The sequence below is a fragment of the Pseudogulbenkiania sp. AW2-16 genome (assembly GCF_056824575.1).
Genome location: NZ_CP157668.1, coordinates 3,318,605 through 3,341,368 on the forward strand (window position 1 = coordinate 3,318,605; position 22,764 = coordinate 3,341,368).

The 22,764-nt window shown below is 60.4% G+C and carries 13 protein-coding genes and 2 pseudogenes; 11 read left to right on the forward strand and 4 right to left on the reverse strand.

Features of this window, described 5'->3' with window-relative positions:
* Positions 1-56 precede the first annotated feature (56 nt).
* Positions 57-2,435 carry an EAL domain-containing protein gene (locus ABKF58_RS16185; RefSeq protein ID WP_482581985.1) on the reverse strand — a complete coding sequence of 793 codons (2,379 nt, stop codon included), beginning with the start codon at positions 2,433-2,435 and terminating at the stop codon, positions 57-59.
* 172 nt (positions 2,436-2,607) lie between these two features.
* Between ABKF58_RS16185 and ABKF58_RS16190 the strand changes: the two genes are divergently transcribed.
* Positions 2,608-3,519 (forward strand): LysR family transcriptional regulator ArgP, encoded by a 912-nt coding sequence (locus ABKF58_RS16190; protein ID WP_482581987.1) that lies wholly within the window; start codon positions 2,608-2,610, stop codon positions 3,517-3,519.
* Positions 3,520-3,630: 111 nt separating this feature from the next.
* Here the strand turns inward: ABKF58_RS16190 and purL are convergent.
* Positions 3,631-7,588 (reverse strand): annotated as a pseudogene (purL, locus tag ABKF58_RS16195) (phosphoribosylformylglycinamidine synthase).
* A 143-nt stretch (positions 7,589-7,731) separates the two neighbouring features.
* Here purL and ABKF58_RS16200 point away from each other — a divergent pair.
* The 4 genes from ABKF58_RS16200 to pgaD all read left to right on the forward strand — a co-directional run bounded on the left by ABKF58_RS16200 (position 7,732) and on the right by pgaD (position 12,067).
* Positions 7,732-8,070 carry a P-II family nitrogen regulator gene (locus tag ABKF58_RS16200; RefSeq protein ID WP_008954086.1) on the forward strand — a complete coding sequence of 113 codons (339 nt, stop codon included), beginning with the start codon at positions 7,732-7,734 and terminating at the stop codon, positions 8,068-8,070.
* A gap of 293 nt (positions 8,071-8,363) precedes the next feature.
* Complete coding sequence (gene pgaB, locus ABKF58_RS16205) at positions 8,364-10,331, forward strand: poly-beta-1,6-N-acetyl-D-glucosamine N-deacetylase PgaB (protein ID WP_482581990.1); 1,968 nt, start codon at positions 8,364-8,366, stop codon at positions 10,329-10,331.
* A 56-nt stretch (positions 10,332-10,387) separates the two neighbouring features.
* Positions 10,388-11,608 carry a poly-beta-1,6-N-acetyl-D-glucosamine synthase gene (gene pgaC / locus ABKF58_RS16210; RefSeq protein ID WP_482581992.1) on the forward strand — a complete coding sequence of 407 codons (1,221 nt, stop codon included), beginning with the start codon at positions 10,388-10,390 and terminating at the stop codon, positions 11,606-11,608.
* 87 nt (positions 11,609-11,695) lie between these two features.
* Positions 11,696-12,067: a poly-beta-1,6-N-acetyl-D-glucosamine biosynthesis protein PgaD gene (pgaD, locus tag ABKF58_RS16215; protein ID WP_482581994.1), complete on the forward strand. Its 372-nt coding sequence runs from the start codon at positions 11,696-11,698 to the stop codon at positions 12,065-12,067.
* A 244-nt stretch (positions 12,068-12,311) separates the two neighbouring features.
* Here pgaD and ABKF58_RS16220 read toward each other — a convergent pair whose 3' ends face one another.
* Positions 12,312-13,103 (reverse strand): outer membrane protein assembly factor BamD, encoded by a 792-nt coding sequence (locus ABKF58_RS16220; RefSeq protein WP_294863765.1) that lies wholly within the window; start codon positions 13,101-13,103, stop codon positions 12,312-12,314.
* On the opposite strand from ABKF58_RS16220, the pseudogene rluD reads away from it, so the two are divergent.
* The 6 genes and pseudogenes from rluD (at position 13,102) to ABKF58_RS16250 (ending at position 20,788) form a co-directional block, all read left to right on the forward strand.
* A pseudogene (gene rluD / locus ABKF58_RS16225) lies at positions 13,102-14,191 on the forward strand (23S rRNA pseudouridine(1911/1915/1917) synthase RluD). The gene ABKF58_RS16220 and the pseudogene rluD sit on opposite strands and share 2 nt — an antisense overlap.
* Positions 14,178-14,921 (forward strand): peptidoglycan editing factor PgeF, encoded by a 744-nt coding sequence (gene pgeF, locus ABKF58_RS16230; RefSeq protein ID WP_482581996.1) that lies wholly within the window; start codon positions 14,178-14,180, stop codon positions 14,919-14,921. Before rluD ends, pgeF begins: the two are co-directional and overlap by 14 nt.
* A gap of 400 nt (positions 14,922-15,321) precedes the next feature.
* A complete protein-coding gene (locus ABKF58_RS16235) occupies positions 15,322-18,171 on the forward strand; it encodes a ribonucleoside-diphosphate reductase subunit alpha (RefSeq protein WP_482581998.1) in 2,850 nt (949 codons plus the stop codon).
* A gap of 323 nt (positions 18,172-18,494) precedes the next feature.
* The gene (locus tag ABKF58_RS16240) at positions 18,495-19,070 is read left to right on the forward strand and encodes a hypothetical protein (RefSeq protein ID WP_482581999.1); all 576 of its coding nucleotides are present in this window, start codon (positions 18,495-18,497) and stop codon (positions 19,068-19,070) included.
* 217 nt (positions 19,071-19,287) lie between these two features.
* Positions 19,288-20,370 carry a ribonucleotide-diphosphate reductase subunit beta gene (locus tag ABKF58_RS16245; protein ID WP_008954077.1) on the forward strand — a complete coding sequence of 361 codons (1,083 nt, stop codon included), beginning with the start codon at positions 19,288-19,290 and terminating at the stop codon, positions 20,368-20,370.
* A gap of 202 nt (positions 20,371-20,572) precedes the next feature.
* Positions 20,573-20,788 carry a KTSC domain-containing protein gene (locus tag ABKF58_RS16250; protein WP_482582000.1) on the forward strand — a complete coding sequence of 72 codons (216 nt, stop codon included), beginning with the start codon at positions 20,573-20,575 and terminating at the stop codon, positions 20,786-20,788.
* Positions 20,789-20,904: 116 nt separating this feature from the next.
* On the opposite strand, the gene ABKF58_RS16255 is transcribed toward ABKF58_RS16250, so the two are convergent.
* Positions 20,905-22,716, reverse strand: coding sequence for an AAA family ATPase (locus ABKF58_RS16255; protein WP_482582002.1), 1,812 nt, complete (start codon positions 22,714-22,716; stop codon positions 20,905-20,907).
* Positions 22,717-22,764 lie beyond the last annotated feature (48 nt).

Sequence of the window (22,764 nt, forward strand, 5' to 3'; positions counted from 1 at the left end):
TTCGAAAGTTGCCGACAGCTTAGCCCCGCGCCAAAAATAAATAAAACTACTAAATATTATGCTGTATAAGAAATATTAATATTCGCACCGGCCTGCTGTTGCAAGGCCCATTCGATCAGCACCTCGGCCGGCACCGGCCGAGAAATCGCGTAGCCCTGCCCCACAGTACAGCCCAGTTCAAGCAGCCGGAGCCAAATGGCCTTGCTCTCAACCCCCTCCACCACCAGTTTGCGCCCCGTGTAGCGGGCAAAGGCCACCATGCTGTGGATGATCGCCTCGTTGCCCGGCGCCTCCAGCAGCACCCGCACAAAGCTCTGATCCATCTTGATGGTGTCAAACGGCAACTGCTGCAGGTGCACCAACGATGACGCTCCGGTGCCGAAGTCATCCAGCGCAATCGAGATGCCGAGCCGGCGGCAGCGCTCCAGCTTGTGCACCACCTGCTCCGCTTCCTTTTGCGACACGCTCTCCAGCACTTCCAGCTCGAGCAGGCCGGCTGCGTCAGGGTAGCTCGCCAGCAGCAACTCGATGCCGGGCAGGAAGCCCTCCTGCTTCAGCGTCATCGCGGACAGGTTGACGCTGACTTTGATAACGTGGCCCCGCGCCTTCCAGTCGGTAATCTGCTTCAGGCTCTGACGCAGCACCCACCAATCCAGCTCGCGCATGAGATCGGTGTGCTCGATCGCCGGGAAGAACTCGCCGGGCGACACGAACTGATCCTGCCGCTTCCAGCGCACCAACGCCTCCACGCCTTGCAAAACCTCGCTGCGCAGATCGATCTTGGGCTGGTAAAACAGCTCCAGCGCATTGTTCGCCAGGGCCTCGGCAAACGCGGCGCGCAAGCTGTGGATGCGATGGATTTCCTCGTCCATGCGCTGGTCGTAGTGGCGGTACTGGTTGCCCCCCGACTCCTTGGCGCGGGCCAGCGCGACTTCGGCACGCCGCAACAGCGTCGCCGCGTCGCTGTCCGCATGGCTCACCACCACCCCGCAACTGGAACGTACGTCGACCCACTGACCAAGGCACTCTGCCGGCTCGCGCATCACCTGCAGCAGGCGATCCAGCAGGTTCTCCAGCCGGTCGTTGTAGCCGCTGGTGATGACAAAACGCGCGGCACCGACGCGACCGACGCGCCCGGTATCGCCCAGGCACTGCTCGATGCGCCGGGCCGCCTCGCACAGCACCAGGTCGCCGCCTTCATGCCCCAGGCGGGCGTTGATCTGGTGGAAGCTGTCGATGGCGAGGGCGATCACCACCACCGCTTCGGCGCCCGCCCCTTGCTCGATGCGCCCCTGTATCAGCGCCTGCATGTTCTGGCGGTTGGGCAGCCCGGTCAGCGGGTCGTGGTCCGACAGATAGCGAATTCGCGCCTCGGCGCGCGAGCTGCGATCGAGCGCATCCAGCCGCTCCAGCGCGTGGCCGATCTCGCTCGCCATGGTCTGCACCAGCGCCACCTTGTCGAGATCGAAAAAATCCGCCAGCCGCGAGTGCAGCGTCAGCGTCCCGACCACCTTGCCTTCCATGAACAGCGGCACCGCCAGCAGGCTCTTGATGCCTTCACGCTCGAACAAGGCGCGCCAGGGCGCCATCATCGGCTCGGCCTCGCAGCAATTGACCACCTGCGGCGTCATGGTGAGCACCGCCTGACCGGTCGGACCCCGACTGTAGGGGTTGGATGGGTCGAGCGATAACGCCCGTGACAACTGATGGATGAAATCGGTGGATTCCGGTCCGGCGAAGACCTTGTATTCAAGGTGGTTGGTGGCGGTATCGATCCAGCTGATGCCGGCGTAGGTCGCCCCGCCCTTTTCCACGCAGGTGGAGCAAATGGCGTGAAACAGTTCGTCGCGGCTGCGCGAGTGAATCAAGGCCAGGCTCACCCCGCTCAAGGTGGCGTACATGCGTGACATGTCGAGCATGTGGCGGTGCTGCAGCTGGGTTTCGGCAGAAATCGACTGCTGAAAGCCCTGCAACTGCAGCAGCATGTCGAGCAGGATGCGCTTGCGGATGGCCCGGGTCAGTGGCCGCCGCACCTCGTCCGGGTAGTGCGCGTCGTTGAGCCGGCTCAGCATGTGGGACAGATAACGTTCGTACGCCCCTGCCACCCACACCATGCTGACGCCGATACGGTGGTGCATCTGGCCCAGCGCGATGACCTTTTCCGCCTGCGATCCGCTCAGCGGCTGCGACACCACGCCCTCGAAGTAATCCATCTGCTGGCTGATCAGACGGTCCAGTCCCTCACCGCTCATGGCCGGCAGCAAGGCCGACGTTTCCGGATTCTTCAGCAGGTACCAGTAAAACTCCTTGCCCAGTACCTCGCGGCCCAGCAACAGCTTGTCTTGATGACGTCGTAAGGTCTCGCCGTCTTCCTCTCGAAAGCCAAGCAGTCGGCTGAGTGAATGCAATGGCTCGTCGCCATGGCTTGTCTGCATAGTCTCCCCTGTCTCCCCAACCTTGGCCGAAGCAGGTCGTATATCTTATTATGCTTTTTTCATGAGTTCGTCACGGTCTTTGCCGTGTGGGCTAGAGCCTAGCAGATTTGCCAAGACCCTACCATTAACATCACTTTGCCCGGCACCCGCCAGGCCACCGGACACCCGATACATGCTCGACCCCAAGCTGTTGCAGGCTCTCGCCGCCGTCGTCGAAAACGGCGGCTTCGACAAGGCCGCCAAGGCGCTGTTCCTGACCCAGTCGGCTGTCTCCCAGCGCATCAAGCAACTGGAAGAACGCCTGGGGCAGCCGGTGGTCACGCGCACCACCCCGGTCGATGCCACGCCGCACGGCCGCCACCTGATCCAGCACTTCCGCCAACTCACGCTGATGGAGGCGGAGCTGATGGAAACACTGCAGGCCGGCGACGGCCACGCCGGCTTCTCGACGCTGGCGGTGGCGGTGAATGCCGACAGCCTCACCACTTGGTTTCTCGACGCGGCACGACCGGCGCTGGAAGCGACGCGCCTGCTGCTCGACATCCGCGTCGACGATCAGGAACACACCCACGAGCTGCTGCGCGGCGGCCACGTCAGCGGCTGCGTCAGCAGCCGCTGCCAGACCATCCAGGGCGGTGAAAGCCATTACCTGGGCTCGATGCGCTACCTCTGCCTGGCCGCGCCACACTTCGTCCAGCGTTATTTTGCCGATGGCGTCTGCCACGCCACGTTGAGCACTGCACCGGCGCTGCTGTTCGACCGCAAGGACAGCTTGCACCAGGCATTCCTGCAGCAGCAACTGGCGTTTACGCTCGATTTCCCGGCGCTCACCCTACCTTCGGTGCAAGGCTTTCTCGATTACACGCTGGCCGGCATCGCCTACGGCCTGATCCCGGAAGGCATGGCGGAAGCGGGGCTGGGCGATGGCCGGCTGGTCGACCTAGCGCCCGGCAAGCATCTCGACGTGCCGCTCTATTGGCACCACTGGCAAATGGAGGTCGCGCTGGCGCGGCAGTTGACCGCCACCATCATCGAACAGGGCCGGCGCGTGCTGCGCCAGTGCCCGGACAGCCGCCTCGCGTAAAGACCGAAACCCTTGCTACATCGCGGCGTTCCGCCGCTTGCCGCCCAGCGGTTCAACCCGCGCATAAAAAAACGGACGCCGCAGCGTCCGTTTTGTCTGATTGCCGGGGGCTTAGCCCACCCACTTGCGTGCCGAGGCGAACATGCGGAACCAGGCGCCGTCCTCGGTCCACTCGGCCGGATGCCACGAGTTCTGCACGGTGCGGAACACGCGCTCCGGGTGCGGCATCATGATAGTGAAGCGACCATCGGCGGTGGTGACACCGGTGATCCCTTCCGGCGAACCGTTCGGGTTCAGCGGATAGGTCTCGGTCGGCTGGCCGGCGAAGTCGATGTAGCGCAGCGCGGTGATGACCTGCGGCTGATGGCCTTCCGTGAACACCGCGCGGCCTTCACCGTGGCTGACCACCACCGGCAGCTGGCTGCCGGCCATGTTGGCGAGGAAGATCGACGGCGACGCGGTGACTTCCACCATGGCGAAGCGCGCCTCGAACTGCTCGGAAGCATTGCGGTGGAACTTCGGCCAGTGCTGCGCCCCCGGGATGATGCCGGACAGGTTCGACATCATCTGGCAGCCGTTGCACACGCCCAGCGCGAAGGTGTCGGCGCGCAGGAAGAAACCTTCAAACTCGTCGCGTGCACGGGCATTGAACAGGATGCTCTTGGCCCAGCCTTCGCCGGCGCCCAGCACGTCGCCGTAGCTGAAGCCGCCGCAGGCCGCCAGGCCCTTGAAATCGGCCAGCGACACGCGCCCGCCGATGATGTCGCTCATGTGCACGTCGACCGCGTCGAAACCGGCGCGGGTGAACGCCGCCGCCATTTCGATCTGACCATTCACGCCCTGCTCGCGCAGCACGGCGATGCGCGGACGCGCGCCGGTGGCAATGAAGGGCGCCGCCGGGTTGGCGTCGACGTCGAACGACAGCTTGGCGAACAGGCCGCCCGAAGCGGTGTCGTCGAGCTGGGCGTACTCGCTGTCGGCGCAAGCCGGGTTGTCACGCAGGCGCTGCAGGCGGTAGCTGGTTTCTGACCAGGCGCGCTGCAGATCGAGGCGGCTTTCGTCGAGCAGCACGTCGTTCTGACGCTGGATCACCAGTCGCTCGTCACCGTTCACCGAACCCAGCACGAACAGGGCGCGTTCCAGACCGGCCTTGACGAAGCGGGCGATCACCTCGGCGGTGTGAGCCTTGGCCACCTGGATCACGGCGCCCAGCTCCTCGTTGAACAGCACGCGCATCACGCGACCGTGCGTCGCGGCTTCCGCCGAAGGCGGCACGAAGTCGTCCAGATAGGCCTGGGTGTTCTTGCGCTCGATCAGCAGTTCCTGCAGGTCGACAGTAACACCGACGCGGCCGGCAAACATCATCTCGGCCAGCGTGGCGAACAGGCCGCCGTCGGCTCGGTCGTGATAGGCCAGCACCAGCTGGTCGGCCAGCAGCGACTGCATGGTGCTGAAGAAGCCCTGCAGCTCGGCCGGGCTCTCCACGTCCGGCGCCTTGCCATCCATCGACTTCCACACCTGCGCCAGTGCCGAACCACCCAGACGGCAGCGGCCGTGACCCAGGTCGATCAGGATCAGGTCGGTCGCAGCGTCGTTCTTCAGTTCCGGCGTTACCGTCTTGCGCACGTCCTCCACCGGGGAGAACGCCGAGACGATCAGCGACAGCGGCGCCGTCACGGCTTTCTTCTCGCCGGCTTCTTCCCACACCGTCTTCATCGACAGCGAGTCTTTGCCTACCGGCACGCTCACGCCGATGTCCTGGCACAGACCGGATAGCGCTTCCACGGTCTGGTAGAGCTTGGCGTCTTCGCCCGGGTGGCCGGCAGCGGCCATCCAGTTGGCGAGACAGTTTGACGTTGCCGAGGTCGCCAACGTTGGCCGAAGCCGGGTTGGTCAGCGCCTCGCCCACCGCCATGCGGCCGGAGGCCGGCGCCGAGAACAGCGCCAGCGGCGTGCGCTCGCCCATCGCCATGGCTTCGCCGCGATAGGTGTTGAATCCCATGGTGGTGACGGCCACGTCCGCCACCGGCACCTGCCAGCGGCCGACCATCTGGTCGCGTGCGGTCATGCCGCCCACGGTGCGGTCGCCGATGGTGATCAGGAACGACTTGTCGGCTACCGACGGCAGGCGCAGCACGCGATAGGCGGATTCGCGCAGATCAAACGCCGAGGCGTTGAACTGGCGTTGCGGCACGTCCACGCTCTTCACGTCGCGCGTCATGCGCGGCGGCTTGCCCAAGAGCACGTTGAGCGGCATGTCCACCGGGTTGTTGTCGAAGACGTCGTCGCGCACCTGCAGGTGGCCATCGTCGGTGGCCACGCCCAGCACCGCGAACGGGCAGCGTTCGCGCTCGCAAATGGCGGTAAAGGTATCGAGGTCCTGCGGCAGGATGGCCAGCACGTAGCGCTCTTGCGACTCGTTCGACCAGATCTGCATCGGCGTCATGCCCTTCTCTTCGAGGTGCACCTTGCGCAGCTCGAAAATGGCACCCCGGCCGGCGTCGTTCACCAGCTCCGGGAAGGCGTTGGACAGGCCACCGGCACCGACGTCGTGGATCGACACGATCGGGTTCTTGTCGCCGCGCTGCCAGCAGCGGTCGATGACTTCCTGGCAGCGACGCTCGATTTCCGGGTTGCCGCGCTGCACCGAATCGAAATCCAGATCTTCACTGTTGGCACCGGTATCCATCGAGGAAGCGGCCCCGCCGCCCAGGCCGATCAGCAGGCTAGGGCCACCCAGTTGGATCAGCAGAGCGCCTTCCGGGATGATGTTCTTGCGGATCTGCTGATGCTGGATATTGCCCAGGCCGCCGGCGATCATGATCGGCTTGTGATAACCGCGCATCTCGCCTTCGAACAGTTCTTCGAAGGTACGGAAGTAGCCAGTCAGGTTCGGGCGGCCGAATTCGTTGTTGAAGGCAGCGCCGCCGATCGGCCCGTCCAGCATGATCTGCAGCGCCGAGGCGATGCGACCCGGACGGCCATACTCGGCCTGCTCCTCGCCATATACCTCCCACGGCTGTTTGTAGCCGGGGATATTCAGGTTGGAAACGGTAAAGCCGGTCAGACCCGCCTTCGGGCGCGAGCCGCGACCGGTCGCGCCTTCGTCGCGGATCTCGCCGCCGTTGCCGGTCGAGGCGCCGGGGAACGGCGAGATGGCGGTCGGGTGGTTGTGCGTTTCCACCTTCATCAGGATATGCGTCTGTTCCGTGTGGAACGCGTACTGATGGCCGTCCGGCTGCGGATAAAGGCGCTCGATCTCGGCACCCTCGATCACCGAGGCGTTGTCGTTGTACGCCACCAGGGTGCCCTGCGGGTGCGCCTCATGGGTATCGCGGATCATGCGGAACAGCGACTTCTGTTTCTCTTCACCGTCGATAATGAACTGGGCGTTGAAGATTTTGTGACGACAATGTTCCGAGTTGGCCTGGGCGAACATCATCAGCTCGACATCGGTCGGATTACGCCCCATGCGAGTGAAGTTCTCGACCAGGTAGTCGATCTCATCCGGCGACAGCGCCAGGCCGAGGTCGCCGTTGGCGGCCACCAGCGCATCGCGGCCACCGCCAAGGATGTCCACCGTGGTCAGCGGCTGCGGCTCCACGTGGGTGAACAGGCGATTGGCCTCGTCAAGCGAGGTCAGCACCGTTTCGGTCATGCGGTCGTGCAGCAAACCGACCAGCACGCGACGCTGATCGTCGGAAAGCGGCGCGGAAGGCAGGACATGGAAGGCCGTGCCGCGCTCGATGCGGTGAATGCCCTCCAAGCCGCAATGCTGGGCAATATCGGTAGCCTTGGAAGCCCACGGTGACAGCGTTCCCAGGCGCGGGGTGACAAGGAACAGTTCGCCCGTGGGGGCAGTGGCGAGCGGCGGCTCGCCATAGGTCATCAGCTTGGCCAGAACCGCTTGCTCTTCTTCAGAGAGCGCCCGATCGCTTTCGACAAAATGCCAGAACTCGGCATTGAGCGTGAGCGGAGGCAAACCAGCCTCGCGCGCAGCGGTCAGGAGTTTGTCCAAACGGAACTGGGACAGGGCAACACCGCCCCGCAGCTTGAGAATGTGCGACATTCGACACCCGCGACAAGTATCAGGAAAGCGCGTAATAATACAGGAAAAACCCTTGGAACTTAAGGCCGGCAGCCGTTATGCCTGGCAAAATTTCCATTTACCCACCCATAACAAACCCACGTGCCGTCAAGGAGCACCCCAAAATGAAAAAGGTCGAGGCCATTATCAAACCGTTCAAGCTGGACGAAGTGCGTGAAGCTCTGTCGGAAATCGGCGTCACCGGATTGACCGTCACCGAGGTCAAAGGCTTCGGGCGCCAGAAAGGGCACACCGAGCTCTACCGCGGCGCCGAATACGTGGTGGACTTCCTGCCCAAGGTCAAACTCGAGGTCGTCATCGCCGACGATCTGGTCGACCGCGCCATCGAGGTCATCATCAATGCCGCCCGCACCGGCAAGATAGGAGATGGCAAAATCTTCGTCTCCCCGGTCGAACAGGTCATCCGCATCCGCACTGGCGAAACCAACGAAGACGCCGTCTAAGCTCAGCGAAAGCGGGGAAAACTCCCGCTTTATTCCTTTTAATTCAATTGCTTGCCAACCAGCCCGTCGCACAGGCAGATTACGGCAAGCTTAACGAAACCAGCTCGTCCCCTTTCCACCACAGCGCCTCTTTTGCACTGCACATAAACTCATTTTCCCGCTCGCAATCGCGCCCACTCCTGATAGAATGACGCGCCTCCCGGGACTCCCTCCGGGCCCCTGTCGCCTCTGGCACAGAGTTTAGCGGCACCGTTTACGCTGACCCGACTTAAACCGACATATAAAAACGACTGATGACCACTCGACTGATGCCCTTGCTGTGGGGATTCTTGCTGTGCCTGCTCAGTAGCGTTGGCCTGGCCGCCACGCCGGACAACAAGCTGACCATCCTTACCTATCACGAAATCGCCGACAAAAAAGACGCTCTCGAGCCAGCCTTTGCCGTCTCGCCGACCAATTTCGTGCGCCAGATGGACTGGCTGAAGAATAATGGCTACCACTTCGTCAGCATGGACGACGTGCTGGCCGACCGCAGCGGCAAGAAGCCGCTGCCGGAAAAAGCCGTGTTGCTGACCTTCGACGACGGCTACCGCTCGATGTACGCCAATGCCTTCCCGGTTCTGAAGATGTTCAAGGCACCGGCCGTGGTCGCGCTCATCGGCAACTGGCTCGACACCAACGGCACCGTGCGATTCGAAGGCAAGCCCGTTCCGCGCAACGTCATGCTGATGTGGGACGACGTGCGCGCCATGACGCAAAGCGGCCTGGTGGAAATCGCCAATCACACCTACAACATGCACGAGGGCATTCTGGCCAACCCACAAGGCAATATGCAGCCGGCTGCCACGGCACGCCGCTACCTGCCCGAGCTCAAGCGCTACGAAGACGAAACCAGCTACCGCAAACGCATCTACGCCGACCTGAAGCGCAATAGCGACCTGCTGCGCAAGCAGACCGGCAAGACGCCGCGCATCATGATCTGGCCGTACGGCCGCTACAACAGCACGTCCAGCGACGTGGCCCGCCAGCTCGGCATGCCGATCGGCATGACGCTGGACGACGGTGCCAACAACGAACAAACGCCGCTGCACGCACTGCGTCGCGTCCTGATCGAGGGCAATATCACGCTCGACGCATTCCGCAAGGAACTCGCCATCCGCGAAGCCAACATCTCCGACAACGATCGTCCAGGCAAGATCATGCACGTCGATCTGGACTACATCTACGACCCTGATCCGGCGCAGCAGGAGCACAACCTGGGCCGCTTGCTCGACCGCATCGTCGCCATGGGCGTAAATACCGTCTACCTGCAAGCCTACGCCGACCCGGACGGCAACGGCGCCGCCGACGCGGTGTACTTCCCGAACCGCCACCTGCCGATGCGCGCCGATCTGTTCAACCGCGTCGCCTGGCAGATTCGTACTCGCACAAAGGTGAAACGCCTGTACGCCTGGATGCCGATGCTGGCTTTCGAACTGCCGAAAACCGAGCCGGCAGCGAACGACAAGGTCGTCACCCTTCCCAACAAGGCCAACCACCTCGTCATGGGGTATCCGCGCCTGTCGCCGTTCTCGCCGCGTGCGCGCCAGGTCATCCGGGATATCTACCAAGACCTCGCCCGCTCCACGCCGTTCGAGGGCTTGCTGTTCCACGACGATGTCACGCTGTCCGATTATGAAGACGCCAGCCCGATGGCACTGAAGACCTACAAGGAATGGGGCCTGCCGACCTCGCTGGAAGACATCCGTGCCAACGACGATCTGCTGGGGCGCTGGACCATCCTCAAGATCAACACCCTCGACAATTTCGCCATGGAACTGGCCGACGTCGTGCGCCAGGAACAGCCGGGACTGAAGACGGCCCGCAATCTCTACGCCACCGTAGCGCTCAATCCGCGCTCCGAAGTGTGGTACTCGCAATCGCTCGACAACTCGCTCGCCAACTACGACTTCACCGCCATCATGGCTATGCCGTACATGGAAAACGCTGCCGACCCGATGGCTTTCCTGCACGAAATAGTCGATAAAGTGAAGGAGCATCCGGATGCCATGGACAAGGTGGTATTCGAACTGCAGGCCATCGACTGGCGTAGCAACAAACCGGTGCCGAGCCAGGAAATGGCGGACACCATCCGAACCCTGTATGGTTGGGGTGTACGCCATGTCGGTTACTACCCTGACAACCTGCATCGCGATCATCCGGATCCAGCCGTGCTCAAGCCGGTTCTGGACAGCAAGCCGAACGCACCGGACATCCACTAGGCAGACTGATGGTTATTGCATTACTGAAAACACTATGGCAGGGACTGCTGGGTTTCGTGTTCTACTACCCGCTGTTCATGTCCTATTTGTGGATGATCGGCGCCGCACTGTTTTACTGGCGCCATGAACGCAAGGACGGTCCGTACACCCAGCCCACCCCCTTGCCGGACACGCCGCCGGTCAGCATCCTTATCCCCTGTTTCAATGAGGGGGATAACGCAGAGGAAACCATCAGCCACGCCCTGGCGACCGACTATCCCGACTTCGAGGTGATCGCCATCAACGATGGCAGCAAGGACAACACCGCTGAAGTACTGGACCGCCTGGCCGCCAAATACGACCACCTGCGCGTGGTGCACCTGGCGCAGAACCAGGGCAAGGCCATGGCACTGCAGGCGGGCAGCCTGCTCGCCAAGAATGAAATCCTGATCTGCATCGACGGCGACGCCCTCCTCGACCGCAATGCTGCGCACTGGATGGTGCGCCATTTCGTGCAGGACCCGGAAGTCGCTGCCGTTACCGGCAACCCTCGCATTCGCAATCGTTCCACGCTACTGGGACGAGTACAGGTTGGCGAGTTCTCCTCCATCGTCGGCATGATCAAGCGCGCCCAACGCAGTTTCGGCCGTCTGTTCACCGTGTCCGGCGTGATCACGGCCTTCCGCAAGTCGGCCGTGCACCAGGTGGGCTACTGGAGCGCGGACATGCTGACCGAGGACATCGACATTACCTGGAAGCTGCAGCGCGACGGCTGGGACGTGCGCTTCGAGCCCAATGCCCTGGTGTGGATCCTGATGCCGGAAACACTGAAGGGCCTCTGGAAACAGCGCCTGCGCTGGGCCATGGGCGGCGCCCAGGTCCTGCTGAAGAACCTCGATGTCATTCGCCACCCGAGCCAGAACTATTTGTGGCCATTGATGCTCGAACTATGCCTGAGCCTGTTCTGGTCCTACGTGATGCTGCTTCTGGTGATCATCTGGGCCGCTGGTTTGTTGCTGCCGACCGGCTGGCTACCCCATGTTGGATCACCGCTGATTCCTCAATGGAGCGGTGTGATCCTGGGGGCCACCTGTCTGTTGCAATTTGCCGTCAGTAAGTGGCTTGATAGCCACTACGACAGAGGGTTGGGACGCAACTACTACTGGATGATCTGGTATCCTTTGGTGTTCTGGATCATTAACATTGGTTCAACCATTGTTGCCTTCCCCAAGGTACTGCTGCGTGGTGAAGGTAAACGTGCCCGGTGGGTAAGCCCGGACCGCGGCATTCGCGCCTGATCGAATCGAAAAGAGGATTCTCCATGCATGACAACCTAATCATCAACGCCCGTCATCACCTGCGCTGGCATCAGCGCTTGCTGTCCAATGCTTCCACCGCGGTGGCATGGGCGAGGCTGGCTGTACCTGTGGCGCCCCATCGTCAATGGCGCCAACTGGCTCACCAGCTGGGGTGCCAGCTACCAGCAACTGCTGGCCAAGACGCTGAGCACCGGGTCGTCGGGTTCGCTGGAGAATTCGGTCGTGGCATTGCTGGGCACCTCCGGCACCCTGCTGCTGTGGTCGCAGCTACCATCCCGCAAGCCGAAAGCCACTGCCCATCAGCAGGAAACGCTGGAAAGCTACGCCAACCACTTTGGCATGGGCGAGCAGCAGATTCTGGCCGGTCGTGCCGCCTCGGTCTGCGTGGTACACCACGATAGTCATGGCAAGATCATCGGCATCGAGCCGAAAGCCTGAGCCAGACGGCTAAAAATGAAATGGGTCGCTGATGCGACCCATTTTTTTGTCCAACCCAACTCGTTGCCCGCCACCGACCAAGCCTGCACCTGGCTCCTCCTTTCAGGCAGCCCCACCCGTAGCGCCCTCTTCTCAAAACAAGGCAGCACCACCTACCCCACCGGCTACGCCCGTCGCGCCATAGCACAAAGAAAACGGGCCGCTGTTGCGACCCGTCTTCTTCAACCGAAACGGCCGAACCAGATTATTTCCAGAACTTCCACCACGGCATTTCTTCCGTCTGCCAGCCTTTGGCAAGGTACTGGCTCTTGGGATAGTTGAGTTCCAGCACGCGCCGGGCATCGTCACGCAGTTGCGGCATGCCCAATTTGTCGTAGGCCGTTACGGTCAGCGCCAGGGCCTCTTCCAGATAACCGGTGTTGGCGTATTCCTTCACCACGTTCTGCGCACGGCCGGCGGCGGCGAGGTAAGCGCCACGCTTCATGTAATAGCGAGCCACGTGCATTTCGTGCCCACCCAGCGCCTTGATCAGCTTGTTCATCTTCTCGGTAGCGTCGGCCGAGTACTGGCTGTTGGGGAAGCGGCTGGTCAGCTCGCGGAACGCCAGAAACGCTTCGCGCGTCGCGCGCGGATCGCGCTCGCTCATGTCCTGGCCGGCCCACTTGGCCAGCAGACCGGAATCATCGTTGTAATACACCAGGCCCTTCAGGTAGAGCACATAGTCGAGGTTAGGGTGTGTCGGGTGCAGCTTGATGAAACGGTCGGCCGCGGCAATGGCCAGTTCCGGCTCATTGTCCTTGTAATGGGTGTACGCCAGGTCCATTTCCGACTGCTGGGCATAACGTCCGTAAGGGAAACGGGCCTCTAGCGCTTCGTAGAGTTTGACAGCACGGGTATAATTACCGCTGTTCAACTCGTCCCTTGCCTCGGCGTAGAGTTTTTCAACGGTCCAACTGCGTGTTTCATCATACGGCTCATTGGAAGCACACCCGGCGAGGCTAAGCGCCACCAACATTGCTGCAACGTATCTTTTCATGACCGATCCTTACTTTGACTCCGAGGATTATAGCGATATCTCTGAAAACGAGGTATCCGCGACGCAACAGTTCGATGTTCCCCTGTCTTTGGCAGGCGAGCGGCTCGACGCGGCGCTGGCTAAACTCCTCCCGGATTACTCGCGTAGCCGCCTGACCCAGTGGGTCAAGGATGGCCACGTCTTGCTGGACGGCAAGCCTGCCGCCCCCAAAACCAAACTGCTGGGCGGCGAACACATCGAGGTTGCCGTCCAGCAAACCGAAGAACAGCTCGCCTACCATCCGGAAGCGATGGAACTGCCCATCGTCTACGAAGACGACCACATCATCATCATCAACAAGCCTGCCGGCCTGGTGGTGCACCCGGCGGCCGGCAACTGGACCGGTACGCTGCTCAACGGTCTGCTGCATCACTGCCCTGCCCTGACCCACGTGCCGCGCGCCGGCATCGTGCACCGGCTCGACAAGGAAACCAGTGGCCTGATGGTGGTGGCCAAGACCATCCCGGCGCAGACCGAGCTGGTGCGCCAGATGCAGGCGCGCAGCGTCAAACGCATCTACCGGGCTATCGCGGACGGCGTGGTACCGTTCGACGGCAAGATCGAAACCCTGATCGGGCGCGATCCGCACAACCGCATGCGCATGGCCGTGGTGAAATTCGGCGGCAAGCAGGCCATCACCCACGTGCGCGTGCTGGCCACCTTCCCCAGTCACTCGTATATCGAGTGCCGTCTGGAAACCGGCCGCACGCACCAGATTCGCGTGCACATGCGCGAAGCACGCCACCCGCTGGCCGGCGACCCGCTCTACGGCAACCCGCGCCACACCATGCCGGACGAGATCGAAGAGGCCGTCAAGGCGCTGGGCCGCCGAGGCGCTGCACGCCTACAGCCTGACCCTGACCCACCCGGCCACGGGCCAGGAAATGACCTGGAAGGCCAAGCTGCCGGACGACATGAAGCATCTGCTCGCGGTACTGGGCGACGAAGGCCAGCCCCAGGAAATGGCCGAGCACGACAACCTCGACGAGGATGACGAGGACTGGGACGACGGAGACTACGATGTCGAGGTGCTGTATGTTCGCGACTAACCCCGACTGGCTGACGGCCGACTGGCCGGCACCGGCCAAGGTCAAGACCCTGATCACCACCCGCAAGGGCGGCGTCAGCGAAGCGCCCTACGACAGCTTCAACCTCGGCGCCCACGTCGGCGACCTGCCCGAGCATGTTTCCCTCAACCGCGAGACGCTGCGCCGCTTCGTGCCGGAGGAGCCGGCCTGGCTCAACCAGGTGCACGGCACGCGCGTGGTGAACGCCGCCGACGTCACCGAAACCCCGCCCGAGGCCGATGCCAGCGTGAGCCGCACCCCGGATGCGGTATGCGTGATCATGACCGCGGACTGCCTGCCGGTACTGCTTACCAGCCGTGACGGCAGCGTGGTCGGTGCCGCCCATGCCGGCTGGCGCGGGCTGTGCGACGGCGTGATCGAAGCCACGGTGAGCGCAATGAACGAACCGGCGGCCAACCTCATGGCCTGGCTCGGCCCGGCCATCGGGCCGGATGCCTTCGAAGTCGGCGCCGAGGTGCGTGCTGCCTTCATGGCGCACGACCCCGCCGCCGCCCAGGTGTTCACCGACATCGGCGAGGGCAAGTTCCTGGCCGACATCTACACGCTGGCACGACAGCGGCTGGCGGCACTCGGCATCAGCGAGGTTTACGGCGGCGACTTCTGCACCGTGATCGATCGCGAGCGCTTCTTCTCCTACCGCCGCGACCGCACCACCGGGCGCATGGCGAGCCTGATCTGGATCGAACCCTGAGCAGCGGGTTTGGCACCGACACGAACCGCCCACCGTGGCGGTTTTTTCATGCCTGCGGCGTAGCATCGCCGCCACACGCCATGCCCACACCATCTGGTGTTGTTTTGTTGCCAGCGGACCATTCCTTGTAATACGGGGCTTGTAGCCTGCCGCACCGCAACAGCACGGCAAGCACCGAAAACGGGAAGTGGGCCGCAAAGCCAATAACCACGCGGATTTCCGTTTTCCAGCGCGCTGTCAAGACTTGTTCTGCCGCTCACTCACCACTAGAATTTGGGCCTGTTCCGCAGTAAAACAATACATATAGTGTTTGCCCACAGCTAACACACAGCTTTTCAACAGACTTGTCCACAGCGGTTTCATCCCGCTGACAATCCACCACCCAAAGCAAGAGGGCCCCATGCAACTGACCACCTTTGAAGGGCAAACTGCCGCCGAGCTCGGCCGAGCCGCCGCACCGCAAGCCGACTTCAGCCAGTACAAGACCATCCGTCGCAATGGCGCCGTCGTACCGTTCGAGCCGGTCAAGATTTCCATCGCCATGACCAAGGCCTTCCTGGCGATCATGGGGCACCAGGGCGCGACTTCCGCCAGCATCCGCGACAAGGTCGCCCAACTGACCGAGATGGTGGTGAGTGCGCTGATGCGCCGCAAGCCGGAAGGCGGCGCCATCCACATCGAAGACATCCAGGACCAGGTGGAGCTGTCGCTGATGCGCGCCGGCGAGCACGACGTGGCCCGCGCCTACGTGCTGTACCGTGAAGAGCGCTCGCGCGAGCGCGCCGCCCGTGGCGAAGCCCTGACCCAGATCACCATCAACGTGGTGCGCAAGAACGGCGCCAAGCTGCCGCTCGATATCGCCAAGCTGCGCGCCACCATCGAATCGGCCTGCGTGGGCCTGGCCGAAACCGACGTCGACGCCATCCTCACCGAAACGCTGAAGAACATCTACGACGGCGTCAGCGAAGAAGAGGTGAACAAGTCCTCCATCCTGGCCGCGCGCGCCATGATCGAGCAGGACCCGGCCTACGACTACGTCACCGCCCGCCTGCTGCTCAACAACATCCGCCTGGAAATCCTCGGCGAAGCCGTGAGCCAGGAAGAAATGGGCCAGTGCTACGTCGACTACTTCCCGCAGGCCATCAAGAAGGGCATCGCCGCCGAACTCCTGGACGAGCGCCTGGGCGAGTACGACCTGAAAAAGCTGGGCGCCGCGCTCGACGCCAGCCGCGACCTGCAATTCGGCTACCTTGGCCTGCAGACCCTGTACGACCGCTACTTCCTGCACGTGAACGGCACCCGCATCGAGATGCCGCAGGCGTTCTACATGCGCGTCGCCATGGGTCTGGCGCTGAACGAGGTGGAGCGCGAAGCGCGCGCCATCGAGTTCTACAACGTGCTGTCGAGCTTCGACTTCATGTCGTCTACCCCGACGCTGTTCAACTCCGGCACGCGCCGCAGCCAGCTCTCCAGCTGCTACCTGACCACCATTGCGGACGACCTCGACGGCATCTACGAAGGCATCAAGGAAAACGCCCTGCTCTCCAAGTTTGCCGGCGGCCTGGGCAATGACTGGACCCCGGTGCGCGCCATGGGCTCGCACATCAAGGGCACCAACGGCAAGTCGCAAGGCGTGGTGCCGTTCCTGAAGGTGGTCAACGACACCGCCGTGGCGGTGAACCAGGGCGGCAAGCGCAAGGGCGCGGTGTGCGCCTACCTGGAAACCTGGCACCTCGATATCGAAGAGTTCGTCGAACTGCGCAAGAACACCGGTGACGACCGCCGCCGCACCCACGACATGAACACCGCCAACTGGATTCCGGACCTGTTCATGAAGCGCGTGATGGACGGCGCCGAGTGGACGCTGCTGTCGCCGTCCGAGTGCCCGGACCTGCACGATCTGGTCGGCGCTGCCTTCGAGAAGCGCTACCAGGAATACGAAGCCATGGCCGCCCGCGGCGAGATCAAGGTGTCCAAGCGCATCCCGGCCCTGAGCCTGTGGCGCAAGATGCTGACCATGCTGTTTGAAACCGGCCACCCGTGGATCACCTTCAAGGACCCGTGCAACATCCGCAGTCCGCAAGGCCACATGGGCGTGGTTCACAGCTCCAACCTGTGCACCGAGATCACGCTGAACACCAACGACGATGAAATCGCCGTGTGCAACCTGGGCTCGGTCAACCTGGCCCGCCACATGCAGGCCGACGGCACGCTCGACGGTGCCAAGCTGCAGCGCACCATCCGCATCGCCATGCGCATGCTGGACAACGTCATCGACATCAACTTCTACCCGGTGAAGAAGGCGCGCAACTCCAACCTGAAGCACCGTCCGGTCGGCATGGGCATCATGGGCTTCCAGGACTGCCTGCACATGAAGCGCATCCCGTACGCCTCGCAGGAAGCGGTCGAGTTCGCCGATGAATCGATGGAACTGGTGGCCTACCACGCCTACTGGGCGTCGAGCGAACTAGCCCAGGAACGCGGCCGTTACCCGTCGTACAAGGGCAGCCTGTGGGATCGCGGCGTGCTGCCGCACGACAGCATCAACCTGCTGGCGGCCGAACGCGGCGGCTACCTCGACGTGGACCGCACCGAGCGCCTGGACTGGAACAAGCTGCGCGAGCGCATCAAGGAACACGGCATGCGCAACTCGAACTGCCTGGCCATCGCCCCGACCGCGACCATCGCCAACATCATCGGCGTGTCCGCCTCGATCGAGCCGACCTACCAGAACCTGTTCGTGAAATCCAACCTGTCGGGCGAATTCACCGTCACCAACGAACACCTGGTGCGCGACCTGAAGAAGCTCGGCCTGTGGGACGAAGTGATGGTCTCGGACCTGAAATACTTCGACGGCAGCCTGGGCCGCATCGACCGCATCCCGGCCGAACTGAAGGCGATCTACGCCACCGCCTTCGAGATGGACCCGAAATGGCTGGTGGACGCCGCCAGCCGCCGCCAGAAGTGGATCGACCAGGCGCAGTCGCTGAACCTGTACATGGCCGGCGCCTCGGGCAAGAAGCTGGACGAGCTGTACAAGTACGCCTGGGTACGCGGCCTGAAGACCACCTACTACCTGCGCACCCTGGCGGCCACCAGCGCCGAGAAGTCGACCGGTCGCGGCGGCGAGCTGAACGCGGTATCGGCCACCACCCCGGCCGTGAGCGCCGCGCCGGAAGTGGACAACACCCCGGCCACCGACGCCAAGTTCTGCTCGATCGACAACCCCGACTGCGAGGCTTGCCAATAAGGCAAGCGGAACAATCGGCGGTTGATGCGAAGCAACAACCCGGATGCGATTCGCCGCCTTGCGCGGTGAATCGCCGGGCCCGCAAGGCATGCGAGGTTTGCCAATAATGTAGAAGTGGAGCGGAAGCCCCTGACTGAGCAAGGCAAGCGTAGCGTTGCGAAGGAATGGGGCGTTCCCCGCCAAGGTTGGCCGAAGCGAAGCCCGCTTCGGCCAACCCCTCATCCCCAAGCCGGTTCCCCGAGCCGGCTTCAGGATGAGCCGAACCCGGTAGCCGTCCGGCCAGTCAAAACCCCATGCGACCTCACGTCGCCGAGGAGATTGTCATGCGCCGTTTACTGCTGCTGTGTGTCATCGCCCTGCTCGCCGGCTGCACCACCATGGCCGACCAATTGCACGGCTCGCTGAAGCCGCCGCCGGGACAGGGTTACGCGATCTTTTCGATGACGGTGCGCACCTTCACGCCGGACAGCGCCAGCGCCAACCTCAACTGGCGCGGTCTGGACAACAGCCGGCACGGCACGGTCTGGGCCAGCTTCAACACCGACACCGTGTTCGGCGAAGAAGGCATGAGCCCGGCGGAAGGCAAGCTGCAACTGGTAGCGCTGCCGCCGGGGCGCTACGAACTGCAGGACGCCTGGGGCCAGTGGAGCGACGACGATCTGTGGTGGTCTTCTTACCACCGCGTCACGCACTTCGCGCTGAACAAGCCGTTCGACATCCGCGAGGGTGAAACGGTCTACCTCGGCGAAGTATGGTTCGACCTCAACTACCGGCCGGAAGTGGAACTGCGCGACGCGCAACGCCGCGACTTCGGCCACATGCGCCGGGTGTGGAAGGTGAACGACTTGTCGTCGATCGCGATCCGCCCGCTCACCGGCCGGGTGAACGGCGGCTACTGAAGTAGATCGGCAGGCAACCCGCGGCCGCAAGACGGAAGAAGCACCGCGTCATCCGTCGATCGGGCGGCAACCGGCAGGCCAGCACCCTGCCCCATTCTCAAGCCGGCTCCGCCGAGCCGGTTTCGGAATGGCATTGAAACATCGGGCTTCGGCCAGCCTTTGAAGGTTGGCCGAAGCCCATCGAAACACTTTAGAAAGAATAACCAGGAGTATCCGCATGCTGAGCTTTGAAGACCCGATCACCCCCGTTACCGCCGCCAACAACTCGATGGACGCCCACGGCACCGGCCGCGTCAACGCCAGCGACAAGCGCGTCATCAACGGCCAGACCGACGTCAACCAGCTCGTCCCGTTCAAGTACAAGTGGGCTTGGGAAAAATACCTGGCGCAGTGCGCCAACCACTGGATGCCGCAAGAAGTGAACATGCAGCGCGACATCGAACAGTGGAAAACCGGCCAGCTTTCCGAAGACGAAATGCGCCTCGTCAAGCGCAACCTCGGCTTCTTCGTCACCGCCGACAGCCTCGCCGCCAACAATATCGTGCTCGGCACCTACCGCCAGATCACCGCGCCGGAATGCCGCCAGTTCCTGCTGCGCCAGGCCTTCGACGAAGCCATCCACACCCACGCCTACCAGTACATCGTCGAATCGCTCGGCCTCGACGAAGGCGAAGTGTTCAACGCCTACCACGAGATCAAATCCATCCGTGACAAGGACGAGTTCCTGATCCCGTTCATCGATACCCTGTGCAACCCGGAATTCAAGACCGGCACCACTGAAACCGACCAGCAACTGCTCAAGTCGCTGATCGTGTTCGCCTGCATCATGGAAGGCCTGTTCTTCTACGTCGGCTTCGTGCAGATCCTGGCGCTGGGCCGCCAGAACAAGATGACCGGCGCCGCCGAACAGTACCAGTACATCCTGCGCGACGAGTCCATGCACTGCAACTTCGGCATCGACCTGATCAACACCGTGAAGCAGGAAAACCCGCAGCTCTGGACCGAAGAATTCAAGGCCGAGATCACCGGCCTGTTCAAGCACGCAGTGGAACTGGAATACGCCTACGCCGAAGACACCATGCCGCGCGGCGTGCTGGGCCTCAACGCCGCCATGTTCAAGGAATACCTGCGCTTCATCGCCAACCGCCGCATGCAGCAGATCGGCCTGGAGCCGATGTTCCCGGGCGTGACCAACCCGTTCCCGTGGATGTCCGAGATGATCGATCTGAAGAAGGAGAAGAACTTCTTCGAGACGAGAGTTACGGAATATCAGACTGGCGGGGCGTTGAGCTGGGATTGATTTGATGTCAGAACGTCGAGCGACACATAAGCCTGCCAAAACGACAGATAAGCTTGCACTCGACGACATATAAAGCTGCAGAAGAAAGCCCGCGCAAGCGGGCTTTCTTCATTAGTTCCTTCACCTAAATCAATATAATTTGCGCGTTCAAGCCATACAATGCAATTGGCATCCGCCAGATTGATTTAATGAAAGGGACATCATGGATAGAACTCCAGTGGTATCAAGCAATCTTAAGTCGGTAGGGTACGATTCGAACATACTGACACTAGAGGTAGAATTTCTCAATGGGGGACTCTATAGCTATTCAGGAGTACCCACTGCAGTCTACGACGGTCTTATGTCTGCATCTTCACATGGATCATATTTCGACGCATACATCAAGAAGGCTGGGTATCCATTTAAAAGATTAAGATAATCTATTACCTGATTGCTCGGCATTTCTGAAACTTTATAAGTTTCATTGAGAATTCAGCATAGAGCCCCCATAAGGGCTCCTATGCTGCGCCCCATATAGAAGCAACGGAATTCCTATTAGGTCGTAATATAATCACCGAAAACTTCTTTCATTTTCTTTTGCCATCCTTCTGGTATTTCCTCCCAAACATCCCCCCAGGACTTTGTCTGTTCGTATGCTTTAAATGGTTTTTCAGAGCTCGGGGCTGGATAACCAATTTCATTCTCAACACATTCGTGCATTTGTACAACCTTCCCGCGTCCATCTAATGCAGTGGCGATTGGTGCATTGAATACCTCGGCACCTGGCTCCCCCTTATCCCTATCGTGAACAACACAAGGGGCGATACCCATACTAACCAAGTATTTCACCAAGCCAATAATTGATGCCTTGCCCCGAGCCTTTATAATTTCAAAATTAGATACGATATTTAAATAATCAGCCTTGTTAAGCCTTTTAAGGGTTTCTTTGATCAGTATTTCCTCCGTATCCCCCTCGACAATCACCACATTTTTTGTAAAGAACATTCTTGCGACATGCTCATCTACTCTTAGCAGCATTTTTACATGGTCTTTATCCGAGCTTTCAAGTTTCTTGTACGCGTCGGACACATTAAACGGCATCACCCCGATTCCATCATCCGTTGATCGGAGACTATTCAGTATCTGTCTAGGCTTCCTAGAAAGATCAATAATAAAAGGAGAGTGCGTTGTTGCAATAATTTGTGACTCATCTCCGCTTAGCTCGTAAATGGAGTCTCGCATTTGATTTGCAGCACTGGGGTGAAGATATATTTCCGGCTCTTCAAAGCATATTATTAGAGCCCTCTTATGCTGATCTTCCTTTTTTGAAAGCCACTTTTGCCTAAATCTCAACATGCCAAACGCAGCTGCCCTGATCATACCAGAACCTTGATGAGAGACAGGTGTTCTTACATTGCTAGACATCTCAATATTAAAGGCAGGCTTGAGTGCTGTTTTTGGGTCACTAAGACTTGTTGTTGCATGTATTTTTGAGTCAGGAAATACATTTGCCAAAATTGAATTGAGTTCTATTAGCATCTTACCAAATTCAGAGTCGCAATCGTTAGGGTCCAACTCTTTTGCTAATTTATCCAAATAAGCCTGAGCTTGTGAGTAATTTTCCGACTCTGATCGTACATCTTCAAACAATTCATTAAGAGTTTTTCCTAAAACACCAGAGGACGTCCCTCCCAGTTCATCAACTGATGTATCAGCAGGTATCAGCAAATATCGCGGCAGCATTTTTAGAACGTTACCCGGAATGCCGCCGGGGTTTTTAAACCATGACTCACCTTCTGTCACCTTCCATATCTCATCAAGCTGATCAAGTTTCTGAATTGCAGCTTGACTCTTTCCAATATTTGCATTTAATTCAGAAAACAGCTCTTTTATTACAGCTTCATCAACCCCGTTGTCTATATAGTCTTGCCCTGTCTTGCATTTATTAAACCTCTCGTCAATCTCTTTGTTTTTTGATTTAAACTCAATAACAACATCTTCGCCTAATTTATAAGTCTTTCGATATGTAACAGATAGGCCAGAGTCATTTTCATCCACTACCGGGTAGTTAAAAATCCTTCCTTTGAACCCTCTCCACTCCAAAGACTCCAATGGGAGGTTCCTAAATTCAGCTTCCAGCACTATTTTGTCTGTGGCGGGCTTGGTTTCTTGAGTATCCTCATCGACAACAGAAAAATATTCACTACTTGGAACTGTCTTCCTGGACGACAACAGTAGCTCAATCGCCTTTAGAATTGTGCTCTTTCCTGCATTATTTGATCCAATTAAGAAAGTAGCATCTCCAAAAGGCATTTCAATGTGCTTCGCCTTGCGAAATCCGGTTATTTTTATTGAATGTAACTTCATATAGCCACCTTTGAAAATATGAAAATAGAAATTCACACTACCTAAAAA